The sequence below is a fragment of the Mesorhizobium sp. A623 genome (assembly GCF_054489405.1).
This window is the reverse complement of sequence record NZ_JBTMXB010000016.1, coordinates 71,154-85,321: the sequence shown is the minus strand read 5'-3', so window position 1 is coordinate 85,321 and position 14,168 is coordinate 71,154. Positions and strand designations below refer to the sequence as shown.

11 protein-coding genes and 1 other RNA gene are annotated in these 14,168 nt (G+C 63.0%); 8 read left to right on the top strand and 4 right to left on the bottom strand.

The genetic code is table 11. The features are described 5' to 3' along the window. Positions 1-18 precede the first annotated feature (18 nt). Positions 19-1,917, bottom strand: a complete 1,899-nt coding sequence (locus ACX3P1_RS17285) for a DNA polymerase III subunit gamma/tau (RefSeq protein WP_459080832.1) — start codon at positions 1,915-1,917, stop codon at positions 19-21. Positions 1,918-2,033: 116 nt separating this feature from the next. Beyond that, positions 2,034-2,130: signal recognition particle sRNA small type (gene ffs, locus ACX3P1_RS17280), an RNA gene on the bottom strand. A gap of 184 nt (positions 2,131-2,314) precedes the next feature. Between ffs and ACX3P1_RS17275 the strand changes: the two genes are divergently transcribed. Both ACX3P1_RS17275 and nudC read left to right on the top strand, forming a co-directional pair. After that, positions 2,315-2,734, top strand: a complete 420-nt coding sequence (locus ACX3P1_RS17275; protein WP_459080831.1) for an HIT family protein — start codon at positions 2,315-2,317, stop codon at positions 2,732-2,734. A 59-nt stretch (positions 2,735-2,793) separates the two neighbouring features. Next, complete coding sequence (nudC, locus tag ACX3P1_RS17270) at positions 2,794-3,738, top strand: NAD(+) diphosphatase (RefSeq protein WP_459080830.1); 945 nt, start codon at positions 2,794-2,796, stop codon at positions 3,736-3,738. A 3-nt stretch (positions 3,739-3,741) separates the two neighbouring features. Here the strand turns inward: nudC and ACX3P1_RS17265 are convergent, their stop codons facing one another. Together ACX3P1_RS17265 and ACX3P1_RS17260 are read right to left on the bottom strand one after the other, a co-directional pair. After that, on the bottom strand, positions 3,742-4,623 hold the full coding sequence (locus ACX3P1_RS17265) for a prephenate dehydratase (protein WP_459080828.1): 882 nt from the start codon (positions 4,621-4,623) through the stop codon (positions 3,742-3,744). A gap of 10 nt (positions 4,624-4,633) precedes the next feature. Next, positions 4,634-5,362, bottom strand: a complete 729-nt coding sequence (locus ACX3P1_RS17260) for a 3-deoxy-manno-octulosonate cytidylyltransferase (protein ID WP_459080827.1) — start codon at positions 5,360-5,362, stop codon at positions 4,634-4,636. A gap of 194 nt (positions 5,363-5,556) precedes the next feature. Between ACX3P1_RS17260 and ACX3P1_RS17255 the strand changes: the two genes are divergently transcribed. From ACX3P1_RS17255 to ACX3P1_RS17230, 6 genes are all read left to right on the top strand, one after another. Continuing rightward, entirely contained in the window at positions 5,557-6,336 is a 780-nt protein-coding gene (locus tag ACX3P1_RS17255; protein WP_459080826.1) for a c-type cytochrome, read from the top strand. 156 nt (positions 6,337-6,492) lie between these two features. Next, positions 6,493-8,376, top strand: a complete 1,884-nt coding sequence (locus ACX3P1_RS17250) for an extracellular solute-binding protein (RefSeq protein ID WP_459080862.1) — start codon at positions 6,493-6,495, stop codon at positions 8,374-8,376. Continuing rightward, on the top strand, positions 8,376-10,244 hold the full coding sequence (locus tag ACX3P1_RS17245) for an extracellular solute-binding protein (protein ID WP_459080861.1): 1,869 nt from the start codon (positions 8,376-8,378) through the stop codon (positions 10,242-10,244). Before ACX3P1_RS17250 ends, ACX3P1_RS17245 begins: the two co-directional genes overlap by 1 nt. A gap of 30 nt (positions 10,245-10,274) precedes the next feature. Next, positions 10,275-11,378, top strand: a complete 1,104-nt coding sequence (locus tag ACX3P1_RS17240) for a microcin C ABC transporter permease YejB (protein ID WP_459080825.1) — start codon at positions 10,275-10,277, stop codon at positions 11,376-11,378. After that, a complete protein-coding gene (locus tag ACX3P1_RS17235; protein ID WP_459080824.1) occupies positions 11,378-12,532 on the top strand; it encodes an ABC transporter permease in 1,155 nt (384 codons plus the stop codon). Before ACX3P1_RS17240 ends, ACX3P1_RS17235 begins: the two co-directional genes overlap by 1 nt. Next, the gene (locus ACX3P1_RS17230) at positions 12,529-14,160 is read left to right on the top strand and encodes an ABC transporter ATP-binding protein (RefSeq protein WP_459080823.1); all 1,632 of its coding nucleotides are present in this window, start codon (positions 12,529-12,531) and stop codon (positions 14,158-14,160) included. The genes ACX3P1_RS17235 and ACX3P1_RS17230 overlap by 4 nt, the downstream gene beginning before the upstream one ends. Positions 14,161-14,168 lie beyond the last annotated feature (8 nt).

Genomic DNA, 14,168 nt, shown 5'->3' with positions numbered 1-14,168 from the left:
CGGTTATTGTCGTTGCGGTCAGTCGTCATCGTCGTCGCCGGCCACCGGCTCCACCGGCAGGTCGGCCTCGATCCCGTCAGCGTCCGGCGCATCGGGAATGCGCACGTCGATGATTTTCGCGCCGGGAAACCGCGCCAGAACGGCCGCGACGGCCGGATCGCTGCGCGCGTCGAGAAAGGCGGTTTCGCGCTTGGCGGCTTCCATCTCGGCGAGCGTCTGCCCGCCCTCGTCCTTGGAAAGCGAGACCATCCAGCGTTGGCCGCTCCAGGTTTCTATCTTGCTCTTGAGTTCACCGAGCAGCGTCTTTGGAGCCGCGTCGGTAAGGCCGACGTCCAGCCTGCCGGGGGAAGCCTTCAAAAGCCTCACATGCGCCTTCAGATTGACCTTGAGCAACTGGTCGCGATGCGCCTCGGCGAGCGCCACGAGGTCGGCCAGCGACTTTACCTCAACGGAAGGCGGCGCCTCCGGCGAAGGCTCGGGCACAATGACGGGCGCTACCGGTTCCGGTGCAGGTGCCGCTTCCACCAGCCGCATCGCCTGCGCGCCGCTGCCGCTCGACGGCATGCGCGCATGGGCGACCGCGCTGGCCCCGCCATTGCCGGAAGGCGCTAGGGCCGATGGAGACGGGCTGGCGGTTGCGCCATTTTGCCGAGGCTCGCCGCTGGCGGTCCCCGCTTCGCTCTCCAGCGATTTGAGCGCCTCGTCCAGTGTCGGCAGGTCGGCGGCGTGCGCCAGGCGGATCAGCACCATTTCGGCAGCACTTACCGGCCGGCTGGAATTCTGGACCTCCGGGATGCCCTTCAGCAGCATCTGCCAGGTGCGCGACAGCACCCTGATCGACAGTGTCCCGGCAAGAACCGCGCCCCGGCTGCGCTCGTCCTGCGACAGCGAGGCGTCATCGAGCGCCTCCGGCACGAACCGCAGGCGGGTGACGAGGTGATTGAATTCGGCAAGATCGGTCAGCACGGTCGCCGGGTCGGCGCCCGTGTCGTATTGCGAGCGGAACTCGGCAAGGGCCGCCGCCACGTCGCCCCGCATCACCTGTTCGAACAGGTCGACGATGCGGGTGCGGTCGGCCAGGCCCAGCATGGCGCGCACTTCGGCGGCACCCACCATGCCACCGCCATGGGCGATCGCCTGGTCGAGAATGGAAAGCGAATCGCGCGCCGAGCCTTCTGCCGCGCGCGCGATCATCGCCAGCGCCTCGTCGTCGACCGCGATGCCTTCTTTGGCCGAGATCGAGGCAAGATGCGCCACCAGCGCGCCGGCATCGATGCGGCGCAGATCGAAGCGCTGGCAGCGCGACAGCACCGTGATCGGGACTTTCCTGATTTCAGTGGTGGCGAAGATGAATTTGACGTGCGGCGGCGGCTCTTCCAGCGTCTTCAACAGGCCGTTGAAGGCCTGGTTGGACAGCATGTGGACCTCGTCGATGATATAGACCTTGTAGCGCGCCGAAACGGGGGCGTAGCGCACGCGCTCGATGATGTCGCGAATGTCGTCGATGCCGGTGTGCGAGGCGGCGTCCATCTCGATGACATCGACATGGCGGCCTTCCATGATGGCCTGGCAATGCTCGCCAAGGACGGCGAGATCGACGGTGGGCTGGTTGGCGGTTTGCGTCTTGTAGTTCAGCGCGCGCGCCAGAATCCGCGCCGTCGTCGTCTTGCCGACGCCGCGCACGCCGGTCAGCATCCATGCCTGCGCGATGCGGCCTGTGGAAAACGCATTGGTCAGCGTTCGCACCATCGGCTCCTGGCCGATCAGTTCGGAGAAATTGGAAGGGCGATATTTTCGCGCCAGCACCCGATAGGCGGCGGTGGCCTTGCCTGCCTCGCTCGGGCCTACCCCGCTTGGGCCTGCCTCGCCTGGGCCTATCTCGCTTGGACCCGTATCGTTATTGCCGGCTTCGCTCATCCGTCCGTTTTGCTCCCCGGCCGTCTTTTATGCTGCCGATTCCAACAACAGAGTTTCGCCCGCGTACCGGTGCTCCGTCAACAAGGCGGCTGTCCGGAGCGGCGGATTGCGAAGAGGTGGGAGGCTGGAACAATGACCCGTTCCGGGCTCGTTAGGGCTGCTTCCTTCCGGACCTGACCCGGTTGGCGAGTGGCTCGTCCACCACCAACCTCCCGACCTCCATATCGGCAATTCGGAGAAGAAATGCAAGGGTTGCGCGAAATCGTTGCCGGCATGCCGCAAAGCCCAACGAATCGCTTGCCGCGCCGGGGAACGCGCAATAGCTTTCCGAAGGTACAGCCCATAATTCGCAGCCGTAATTTCGTAGCCAGGAATTCGTAACGAGGAAAAAAGGCCGATGATGCCGATCCTGCAGGCCGGATTCACGCTCGACGCCCGGCTGGAGGCGGACAGCGAGCAATTGATGTGGCTCGGCCTGTGCGAATTGCGGGTCATGAACGATCGGCGCTGGCCCTGGCTGTTGCTGGTGCCGCAGCGGCCGGGCGCGGAAGAAATCCATGAAATGACGCCGCTCGACCAGACCATGCTGACCTTCGAGGTCAATATGGTGGCGCAGGCGCTGAAAAAGACGACCGGCTGCAGCAAGATCAATACCGGCGCGCTCGGCAATATCGTGCGGCAGCTCCATGTGCATGTTATCGCCCGCTCCGAGGGCGACCCCGGCTGGCCGGGTCCGGTCTGGGGCCATGGCCTGCGCGAACCTTACGGGGGCAACGAGTTGCGCAAGTTTGCCGAAACGATCAAGGCGGCGCTATAAGGCTGCCCAAATTCCATCCGCCGTTTTCCCGAGCCTGCCCTCCCGAGTCTGTTCTGCCCATGGTCTTCAGCCTGTTTGACGCGCCCTTGCGCGAACCGAGCCAGTTCGTCGGCTTCGCCGGCAACCGCCTGGACCGCCAATCCGAAAACCGCTCCGACGACTGCGTCGAACGCGCGCTGGCCGATCCCTCAGTAAAGCTGCTGCTGGTCCGCGATGGCAGGCTGTTCCTGAAAATGGACGGCGCAAATTTCGACGGCTGGTTCGATGTCGCCGAAAGTGAGGCGCTTGGCGCGCAAAACTTCAGCGAGGCGATCCTGCTCGGCATGGCGGACGGCACGCCTGTGCTTGCCATGCCATCCGCGCTTGCGCCGGACCAATTGCCCGAGACGGTCAAGGCGATCGACTACCGGTCCGTCTATACACAAGGCTTAATCGACGAGGCGGCGCTCGGCGCGCTGGCGCAAGCCGTTTCCCTGCTCGCCTGGCACGCCAGCCACCGCTTCTGCGGCAAATGCGGCGCGGAGACTGCCATGAAGGCGGGTGGCTATCGGCGCAAATGCGCCGCCTGCGGCACCGAACACTTTCCGCGCACCGATCCGGTGGCGATCATGCTGACGGCAACCCGCGAAAAATGCCTGCTCGGCCGGGGTCCGCATTTCGCCCCCGGCATGTATTCGGCGCTGGCCGGCTTCATCGAGCCGGGCGAAACCATCGAGGACGCTGTGCGGCGCGAGACGCTGGAAGAGGCGGGCATCAGGCTGGGCCGCGTCGTCTACCATGCCAGCCAGCCATGGCCGTTCCCCTATTCGCTGATGATCGGCTGCTTCGGCGAGCCGATCAACGAGGACATCCAGGCGGATCTCAACGAACTGGAAGACTGCCGCTGGTTTTCTCGCGACGAGGTTCGCCCGATGCTGGCGCGGACGCACGCCGGCGGCCTGATAACGCCGCCGCCGGGTGCCATCGCCCACCATCTCATCCGCGCATGGGTGGACGCCGGGTAGGGTTCAGTACTTCGACCCCTGCGAAGCCCGGTATTCGTTGGCTTCGTAGACGCCGAGGATACGCACTTCGCGCGAGAAGAAGCGCAGTTCCTCCAGCGCCCGCGCGACATTGGCGTCTTCGGGGTGGCCTTCGATGTCGGCGTAGAACTGCGTCGCGGTGAAGCCGCCGTCGAGCTGGTAGCTTTCCAGCTTGGTCATGTTGACGCCATTGGTGGCAAAGCCGCCCATCGCCTTGTAGAGCGCCGCCGGCACGTTGCGCACGCGAAACACGAAGGTCGTCATCATGGCGGTAGCAGCAGTGGCCCGCTCGGCCCAGTTCTTGGCTTTAGACAGGACGACGAAGCGGGTGATGTTGTTTTCGGTATCCTCGACATTCTCCTCGATCACGTCGAGCCCGTAGAGGGACGAGGCCAGCGACGGCGCCAGCGCCGCCATGGTGCGGTCCTGCACCTCGGCCACCAGCTTGGCCGCGCCCGCCGTATCGCCGGCGACCGTCGGCTTCCAGCCGTTCTTGCGGATATATTTGCGGCACTGGCCGAGCGCATGGATATGGCTATGGATGGTCCTGATTTCCTCGCGCTTGACGCCGGGCAGCACCATCAGCTGGAAATGGATGGGCAGGAAATATTCGCCGACGATGTAGAGCTTCGATTCCGGCAGCAGATGATGAATGTCGGCGACCCGGCCGGCGATCGTGTTCTCGATCGGGATCATGGCGAGGTCGGCCTTGCCCGTCTCGACCGCGTTGAAGGCGTCCTCGAAACTCGGGCAGGGCAGGGGCTCCATCGAAGGATAGACGTTGCGGCAGGCGGTGTCGGAGTTCGCGCCCGGCTCGCCCTGGAAGGCGATCCTGTTGGTTGTTTCCTTGGGTGTCTTGTCTGCCATGGTCGGGTTCTCAGTTTGAAAGCATTGTACGGGCGCGCTCGAGGTCACTGGGCGTATCGACCCCCAGCGGCACCGATTGCACGATTTCGGCGTCGATGCGCATGCCGGCTTCCAGCGCGCGCAATTGTTCCAGCCGCTCGCGCCGCTCCAGCGGCGACGGTTTTAGCGCCACGAAGCGCTCGAGCGCTGCCCGGCGGTAGGCGTAAAGTCCGATATGGTGATAAAGCGGCCCCTCGCCCCAGGGGGCTGTCGCGCGGGTGAAATACAGCGCCTTGAGCCGCGATCCCGATAGCGGCGAGCCGACCACCTTGACGACGTTGGGGTTGAGCTTCTCGTCCTCGCGCACGATCTCGACGCACAGCGTGGCGATGTCGACGGCGGGCTCGTCGAAGGGCTTCAGCGCGGCCCTTATCAGCGCCGGATCGATGGTCGGCAGGTCGCCCTGCACATTGACGATGGTTTCCACGCTGGCGTGCGGGTCGAGCGCGTTCAGCGCCTCGAAAATGCGGTCCGATCCCGATTCATGGTCGGACCGCGTCATCACCGCTTCAAAGCCATGGGCGCGGACCGCTTCGGCGACGCTTTGCGTGTCGGTTGCGACCACGACGCGGCCGAGCCGGCTTTCCGCGGCACGACGCGCGACATGCACGATCATCGGGCTGCCGGCGATATCGGCCAGCGGCTTGCCTGGCAGCCGGGTCGAGGCCATGCGGGCCGGGATGAGGATCAATGTGGACATGAGCGGATGCGATATTCGAAAAAAGGATAAGGAAAAGTGTCAAAACGTCTCACTGGCAGCGTCCTTATAGGTGTTGCAACGCCCGAGCAAAAGACCTAGTTTCCGCCCGATTTGACCAGCTCCGCGGGGTGGGTCGCGACACCGACGAAACAGGCTGGATGGATCGGCCTTTTCGGAACAGGAGCCTGGGGCGAATGGACTCTTTTGAAATCAATAAACTGATCGGCGGATTACTGGGGACCGTATTCATCGTGTTCTCGGTCGGTATCGTTTCCGATTCGCTGTTTGCCTCACCGACGCCGGAAAAGCCGGGTTTCGTCATCGAGGCGGCCGAACCGGCCGAGGGCGCTGAGGCTCCTGCCGAGAAGGCGGTACCGATCGCCGATTTGCTGGCAAAGGCGGACGCAACCAAGGGCCAGGCCGTCTTCAAGAAGTGCCAGGCCTGCCATTCCGGTGAAAAAGGCGGACCCAACAAGGTCGGCCCCGACCTGTGGGAAATCGTCGATCGCCCCGTCGCCCACCATGAAGGATTTGCCTATTCTTCCGGCATGAAGGCATTCGCCAAGGACGGTTCGGAAAAGTGGACCTATGACAATCTCAACCATTTCCTGATTTCGCCGAAGAATTTCGTGAAGGGCACGGCCATGGGCTTTGCCGGTCTCAAGAAGGACGACGAGCGCGCCGACGTGATCGCTTATCTGCGCACGCTGGCCGATACGCCGCTGCCGCTGCCGACACCTGCTGCCGCCGCGCCTGCCGAAGGTGCTGCTCCAGCCGAAGGCGCCGCTCCTGCTCCGGCTGAAGGTGCGGCACCTGCTCCGGCTGAAGGTGCGGCACCTGCTCCGGCTGAAGGTGCGGCACCTGCTCCGGCTGAAGGTGCAGCACCTGCACCGGCTGAAGGTGCAGCACCTGCACCGGCCAAGGACGCTGCACCTGCCGCAGCGCCGGCCGAGCCTGCACCGGCCGCCCAGTAACGAACTTGTAATCGCTGAAATTCTTGAAAAAGCCGGGTTCTGCCCGGCTTTTTGCTTGGTGAGGGCAAGCCGGCTGCCGCAAAGCGTTTCCGACGGTTCCCATACCGGGCGAATAATCTACATTGCTGAAACAGCAGAATCGAAAAAGGGATGCGGATGCGGGTTTGCCGGACGATGGCGGTGTTGAAGACGGTGCTGGCGGCCGCCGCGCTGGCAGGCTCCCTTGCCGCCGCCTCGGCGGATGAATGGCGCACCACCTCGTCGCTGATCGGTGAATCCAAATATGGCGAAAACTTCCAGCACTACGACTACGTCAATCCGGATGCGCCGAAGGGCGGCTCGCTGAACACCGTCGTCAGCGGCGCCTTCGACAGCTTCAATCCGTATATCATCCAGGGCGCGGCGGGGGCTGGTCTTGCTTCCTTCGGCGGCGGCTTGCTCTACGATACGTTGATGGACCAGGCGACCGATGAAGGCAGCGTCAACCATCCGCTCGTGGCCGACGCCTACAAATACCCGCCGGACTATTCCTCCGCCACCTACCGCCTCGACCCGCGCGCAAGATGGCATGACGGGCAGCCAATCACCGTCGATGACGTGATCTGGTCCTTCAACGTGCTGAAGAAAAACAGCCCGATGTACAACCGCTATTTTGAAAACGTCACCGAAGCGGTGGCGGTATCCGAGCGCGAGGTGGAGTTCAAATTCAACCAGAAGGGCAACCGCGAACTGCCGCAGATTCTCGGCGGTCTGGTCGTCTTGCCGAAACACTGGTGGGAGGGCACCGACGCCAAGGGCAACAAGCGCGACATCACCAAGCCGACGCTGGAAATTCCGCTCGGTTCGGCGGCCTACAAGATCAAGAGTTTCAAGCCGGGGTCGGAGATCGTGTGGGAGCGCGTGCCCGATTACTGGGGCGCGAAACTGCCGGTAAAGATCGGGCGTGAGAATTTCGACATCCGCCGCTATGTCTACATCCAGGACGACAACGCCGAATGGCTGGCCTTCACCAAGGGCGGGCTGGAAGACATCAAGCCGGAAAATAGCTCGCGCCGCTGGGCCACCGCCTATAATTTCCCGGCGCTGAAAGCCGGCGACGTCGTCAAGAAGGAATTCAAGACCGCTTCGCCTGAGCCGATGCAGGGCTTTGTGCTCAATCAGCGACATCCGCAATTCCAGGATCGCCGGGTGCGCGAGGCGCTGACCTACGCGCTCGATTTCGAGAGCATGAACCGCACGCTGTTCTTCGGCTACAACACGCGCACCACCAGCTATTTCTCCGGCACGGATCTCGCATCGAGCGGTCTGCCGTCGCCGCAGGAACTGAAAATCCTCGAGCCGTACCGCGATCAGTTGCCCCCGGAACTGTTTACGCAACCCTTCAAGCTGCCGGTCTACGACACGCCCCAGGCGGAGCGCAGAAACCTCGGACACGCGGTAAAGCTGTTCGAACAGGCCGGCTGGCTCATCAAGAGCGGCAAGATGGTCAATGCCCAGAGCGGCGTGCCGTTCAAGCTCGAAATCCTCGGCCGCGACCCGACCGACGAGGTCATCGCCAACCCCTTCATCGACAATCTGAAGAAGATCGGCGTCAGCGCCTCGCTGCGTATCGTCGATCCGAGCCAGTATGTGAACCGGGTGCGCAGCTTCGATTTCGACGTGGTGACCGGCATGTTCGGCCAGTCCGATTCACCCGGCAACGAACAGCGCGATTTCTGGAGTTCCAGGGCCGCCGACACGCCGGGATCGCGCAATTTGATGGGCATCAAGAACCCGGTGGTCGATGCGCTGATCGACCGCGTCATCTACGCCACCGACCGGGACGATCTCGTCACCGCCACGCATGCGCTCGACCGCGTGCTTTTGTGGAACTACTACGTCGTGCCGCAGTGGCACCGCTCGGTCGTCTGGCTCGCCTACTGGAACAAGTTCGGCATTCCCGACAAGCAGCCGGCCTATATCGGCGCCGACATTGAGTCGTGGTGGGTCGACCAGGCCAAGGAAAAGGCGCTGGCCGCCAAATACAAGAGCGGCAATTGATTTTCTCCCTCCCCCGCCGCGATTTTCTCGCCCTTGGGGCGGCTGCGGCAGTGTCTGCCCTGCTACCCGGCAGGGCCTTCGCCAACACGCCCACGGGTGTGAGGCTGCATGGCCTGTCGGCTTTCGGCGATCTCAAATACACTGCCGATTTCCCGCACTTCGCCTATGTGAACCCGCAAGCGCCCAAGAGCGGGGCGATGAATTTCGCGCCGCCCAACTGGACCTTCAACCAAAGCCCGCTGACCTTCAACACGCTGAATTCCTTTGCCTTGAAGGGCGATGCGCCGCCGCGCATGGAACTGTGCTTCGACACGCTGATGACCCGCGCGCTGGACGAGCCGGACGCCGTTTACGGCCTGCTTGCGGAAAGCGTCACGCTTTCCGGGGATCGCAACAGCTTCGATTTCGCGTTGCGGCCTGAGGCCCGTTGGCACGACGGCACGCCGCTCACCGCGCATGACGTGGCCTTTTCGCTGCTGCTCTACAAGGACAAGGGCCATCCCGACCTGCTGCTGCCGCTGGCGGAACTGACGCAAGCGTCGGCGCTGGACGACCGTACCGTGCGGCTGGTGTTTTCGGGAAAACAGTCGGCGCAGACCATTCTCACCGTCGTCACCATGCCCATCGTCTCGCAGGCCTACTATACGGCCAACGATTTCGAAGCCTCCACCATGACCCCGCCGCTGGGTTCCGGCGCCTACAAGGTCGGGCGCGTGTCGGCCGGCCAGTTCATCGAATATGAGCGCGCCGCCGACTATTGGGGCCGCGACCTTGCCGTCAATCGCGGCCAGAGCAATTTCGACCGCATCCGCATCGACTTCTATCGCGACCGGCAGGCGGCGTTCGAGGCGTTCAAGAAGGGAGACACCACCTTCCGGCAGGAGTTCGTCGCGCGCGTCTGGACCACCGGCTACGATTTTCCGGCCCTGAAACAGGGCAAGGTGGTCAAGCGCGAATTCCCCGGCGAGAAATGGCCAGCCATGCAGGCGGTTGCCATCAACCAGCGTCGCGAGCGCTTTCGCGACGTGCGGGTGCGGCGCGCGCTCGATCTGTGCTTCGACTTCGAATGGACCAAGCGCACGCTGTTTTCCGGCTCCTACGACCGTTCGCAATCGAACTTCGAGCAGTCGGACTTTCGCGCCGATGGCCTGCCTTCACCACAGGAACTGGCGCTGCTGGAGCCGTTCCGGGCCGAACTGCCGCCGGAAACCTTCGGCGAGCCGGTCATGCAGCCCGTTTCCGACGGGTCGGGCCGCGACCGGAAATTGCTGGGCGAAGCGGCAAAATTGCTGACGCAAGCCGGCTGGAAGCGGTCGGGCGGCTTTGTCGTCAACGCCAAGGGCGAAAAGCTGGCGGTCGAGATGCTGGCGCAGGACGATTCGCTGGTGCGTATTTTTTCGCCATGGGCCGATAACATGAAGGCCATCGGCATCGACGCCTCGGTGCGGCTGGTCGATTCCAGCCAGTATGAAGAGCGGCAGAGCACTTTCGATTTCGACCTCAACATGCTCAGGGTTTCGATCGGGGCCACGCCGGGTGTCGATAGCCTGGAATCGCTCTATTCTTCACGCGCGGCTGACCGGCCCGGTACGCGCAACTATCCCGGCGTGAAAAGCCCGGCGATCGATGCGCTGGTGGCCGCCGCCGGCCGGGCGCAAAGCCGCACTGAGCTGGTTACGGCGCTCCGGGCGCTCGACCGGGTCTTGCGCGCGCGGCTCGACTGGATTCCAACATACTATCTGGCGAATCACCGTGCCGCCTATTGGGACCTGTTCGGCTTCGTCGAGCAAAAGCCCGATTTCGGCTTTCCGGTGGAAACGCTGTGGTGGTTCGACGAGGAAAAGGCGGCGAAGATTGGCAAGCGGTAGTCTTTTGACGTTGGCAAGGATGCTCGCCTGATGGGTTCCTACATCCTGCGCCGAATCCTGCTGATGATCCCGACGCTGCTCGGTATCATGGCGATTTCGTTTGCCGTCATCCAGTTCGCGCCGGGCGGGCCGGTGGAGCAGATCATCGCCAATCTGACCGGTCCGGGCGGCGGCGCCAGCGACCGCCTCGGCGGCGGGGGCGGCGGGGATAGCGGCGGCCGCAATTTCGAGGTCGGCGGCGATACCGGCTCCAAATATCGCGGCGCGCAGGGGCTTGATCCCGAATTTATCGCCAAGCTGGAAAAGCAGTTCGGCTTCGACAAGCCGCCGCTCGAGCGCTTCGGCAAGATGATCTGGGATTATGCCCGCTTCGATTTCGGCGACAGCTATTTTCGCGACATTTCCGTGCTCGACCTGATCCTTGAGAAGATGCCGGTCTCCATTTCGCTCGGCCTGTGGATCACGCTGATCTCGTACCTGATCTCCATCCCGCTCGGCATACGCAAGGCGGTCAAGGACGGTTCGGCCTTCGACGTGTGGACCAGCGGCATCGTCATCGTCGCCTACGCTATTCCCGGCTTCCTGTTCGCCATCCTGTTGATGGTGCTGTTTGCAGGCGGTTCGTTCTACGACTGGTTTCCGCTACGCGGCCTGACCTCCGACAATTGGGAACAGTTATCTTGGCCGGCTCGCATCCTCGATTATTTCTGGCACCTGGCGCTACCGCTGACGGCCATGTCGCTGTCGGCCTTCGCCACCACGACGCTTCTGACGAAAAATTCCTTCCTTGATGAAATCCGCAAGCAATATGTGGTGACGGCGCGCGCCAAGGGCCTGTCGGAACGCCAGGTGCTGTATGGCCATGTCTTCCGCAATGCCATGCTGATCGTCATCGCCGGCTTTCCGGGCGCGTTCATCTCGGCCTTCTTCACCGGCTCTCTGCTGATCGAGAACATCTTCTCGCTGGACGGGCTCGGCCTGCTCGGCTTCCGTTCCATCGTCGAGCGCGACTATCCGGTGGTGTTCGCCAATTTGTTCATCTTCTCGCTGATGGGCCTCGCCGTCAGCCTCATTTCCGACCTCATCTATACCTGGATCGATCCCCGCATCGACTTCGAGCGGAGAGACGTGTGATGTCGGATATCCAGCTAAAGGCAGCGGTGAAGGAAGAGCGCGACCGGCCCATGCGCCGGCCGTTCCTGTCGCCGCTCAACCAGCGGCGCTGGCAAAGTTTCAAGGCCAACCGCCGTGGCTACTGGTCGCTGTGGATCTTTCTTGTCCTGTTCGTGCTGTCGCTGTTTTCCGAGTTCATCGCCAACGACAAGCCGATCCTCGCGTCCTACAAGGGCGAGATCCTTTTTCCCGTTCTGGTCGACTACCCGGAAGAAAAGTTCGGCGGCTTCTATGCGGTGGCGGACTACCGCGACCCGGTCATAAGCGACGAGATCGAAGCCAATGGCTGGATGCTCTGGCCGCCGGTCCGCTATTCCTACACCACCGTCAACAATGCCATTCCCGAGGCGGCACCTGCCCGGCCTTCCTGGCAATATGACGAAAAGACCCGCTGCAGCCAGTATGCGAAAGGCGCGGCCGATCCCGACTGCATCGTCGGCAACTGGAACTGGCTGGGCACCGACGACCAGGCCCGCGACGTGCTGGCGCGTGCCATCTACGGCTTTCGCGTTTCGGTGCTGTTCGGCCTGATCCTGACCCTCGGCTCGGCCATCCTCGGTGTTACGGCAGGTGCTGTGCAGGGCTATTTCGGCGGCTGGATCGACCTTCTGTTTCAGCGCTTCATCGAAATCTGGACGGCGATACCTGTGCTTTACCTGCTGTTGATCGTCGCCGCGATCCTGCCGCCGGGCTTCTTCATCCTGCTCGGCATCATGCTTCTGTTTTCCTGGGTGGCGTTCGTCGGTGTCGTGCGGGCCGAGTTCCTGCGCGCCCGCAACTTCGAATATGTGAATGCGGCCCGCGCGCTCGGCGTGCCGAACCGCACCATCATGTTCCGGCATATGTTGCCCAACGCCATGGTGGCGACGCTGACCTTCCTGCCCTTCATCCTCAACGGCTCGATCTCGACGCTGACTTCGCTCGATTTCCTCGGCTTCGGCCTGCCGCCGGGTTCTGCCTCGCTTGGCGAGCTGCTGAAGCAGGGCCAGCGCAACCTCAACGCGCCATGGCTCGGCATTACCGGCTTCGTTACCTTGTCGATCATGCTGTCGCTGCTGATCTTCGTCGGCGAGGCCACCCGTGACGCCTTCGACCCGAGGAAGACGTTCAAATGAGCGCCACCCCTTTGCTTTCCGTGCGCGATCTCTCCGTTGCCTTCACGCAGGGCGGGCGGGAAGTGCTCGCCGTGGACCGTATCTCCTTCGACATCGCCAAGGGCGAGACGGTGGCGCTGGTTGGCGAATCGGGTTCCGGCAAGTCCGTTTCCGCACTTTCGGTGCTTAAGCTCTTGCCCTATCCGCCGGCATCGCACCCATCGGGAAAGATCCTGTTCGACGGCAAGGACTTGCTGGTGCTCAACGAGAAAAAACTACGGAGCGTGCGCGGCAACAAGATCACCATGATCTTCCAGGAGCCGATGACCTCGCTCAACCCGCTGCACACGATCCAGCAGCAGATCGTCGAGGTACTGAAACTGCACCAGGGCATGGGCGATAAGCAGGCGCGTGCGCGCGTGCTGGCGCTGCTCAACGAAGTCGGTATCCGCGAGCCGGAAAAACGGCTCGGCGCTTACCCGCACCAGCTTTCCGGTGGCCAACGCCAGCGCGTCATGATTGCCATGGCGCTGGCCAACGAGCCGGAACTCTTGATCGCGGACGAACCGACGACGGCGCTCGATGTCACCGTGCAGGCGCAAATTCTCGAACTGCTGGCCGGGCTGAAGAGCCGTAAAGGCATGTCGATGCTGTTCATCACGCATGATCTTGGCATCGTCCGAAAAATCGCCGACCGTGTCTGCGTGATGACCAACGGCAAGATCGTCGAAACCGGCCCGACCCGGGAAATCTTCGACAACCCGCAGCACGAATACACCCGCCATCTGCTGGCCGCCGAGCCGAAGGGCAGGCCGCCGGCACCCGACCCCGCCGCCAAAGCGGTGATGACGGGCAAGGCGATAAAAGTCTGGTTCCCGATCAAGCAGGGCTTTTTCCGCAAGGTGGTGGACCATGTGAAGGCGGTCGATGGCATCGACGTCACCGTGCGCGCCGGCCATACACTTGGCGTCGTCGGCGAGTCCGGCTCGGGCAAGACGACGCTTGGCCTGGCGCTGTCGCGCATGATCTCGTCCACCGGCGCGATCAATTTCAACGGGCAGGACATCAACCAGCTTTCCTTCAACGACATGCGGCCGCTGCGGCGCGAATTGCAGATCGTCTTCCAGGATCCCTACGGCTCGCTCAGCCCGCGCATGTCGGTGTCGGAGATCATCGAGGAAGGCCTGAAAATCCACGAGCCGAAACTGTCAGCTGACGAGCGCGACGCGCGTGTCGTTGCCGTGCTGAAGGAAGTCGGCCTGGATGCTGCGACCCGCATCCGCTACCCGCATGAATTTTCCGGCGGCCAGCGCCAGCGCATTGCCATCGCCCGCGCCATGGTGCTGAAGCCGCGTTTCGTCATGCTGGACGAACCAACATCGGCGCTCGACATGAGCGTGCAGGCGCAGGTCGTGGATCTGTTGCGCGACCTGCAGGCCAGGCACGACCTCGCTTATCTGTTCATCAGCCATGACCTGAAGGTGGTGCGGGCGCTGGCCAACGACGTCATCGTCATGCGCAACGGCAAGGTGGTCGAGGCCGGCTCTTGCGAGCAGATTTTCGAAAACCCGCAAACCGACTATACTCGGGCGCTGATTTCTGCTGCCTTCAGGATAGAAACGGCGCCCGCCGGGATCGTCAGTCAGTAGCGCATTCG

Excerpts from the sequence above, each read along its gene's own strand:
- ACX3P1_RS17240 (WP_459080825.1), top strand. The coding sequence starts at position 10,275 with ATGGGTTCCTACATCCTGCGCCGAATCCTGCTGATGATCCCGACGCTG.
- nudC (WP_459080830.1), top strand. The coding sequence starts at position 2,794 with ATGGTCTTCAGCCTGTTTGACGCGCCCTTGCGCGAACCGAGCCAGTTC.
- ACX3P1_RS17235 (WP_459080824.1), top strand. The coding sequence starts at position 11,378 with ATGTCGGATATCCAGCTAAAGGCAGCGGTGAAGGAAGAGCGCGACCGG.
- ACX3P1_RS17230 (WP_459080823.1), top strand. The coding sequence starts at position 12,529 with ATGAGCGCCACCCCTTTGCTTTCCGTGCGCGATCTCTCCGTTGCCTTC.
- ACX3P1_RS17275 (WP_459080831.1), top strand. The coding sequence starts at position 2,315 with ATGATGCCGATCCTGCAGGCCGGATTCACGCTCGACGCCCGGCTGGAG.
- ACX3P1_RS17250 (WP_459080862.1), top strand. The coding sequence starts at position 6,493 with ATGCGGGTTTGCCGGACGATGGCGGTGTTGAAGACGGTGCTGGCGGCC.
- ACX3P1_RS17255 (WP_459080826.1), top strand. The coding sequence starts at position 5,557 with ATGGACTCTTTTGAAATCAATAAACTGATCGGCGGATTACTGGGGACC.
- ACX3P1_RS17285 (WP_459080832.1), bottom strand. The coding sequence starts at position 1,917 with ATGAGCGAAGCCGGCAATAACGATACGGGTCCAAGCGAGATAGGCCCA.
- ACX3P1_RS17265 (WP_459080828.1), bottom strand. The coding sequence starts at position 4,623 with ATGGCAGACAAGACACCCAAGGAAACAACCAACAGGATCGCCTTCCAG.
- ACX3P1_RS17260 (WP_459080827.1), bottom strand. The coding sequence starts at position 5,362 with ATGTCCACATTGATCCTCATCCCGGCCCGCATGGCCTCGACCCGGCTG.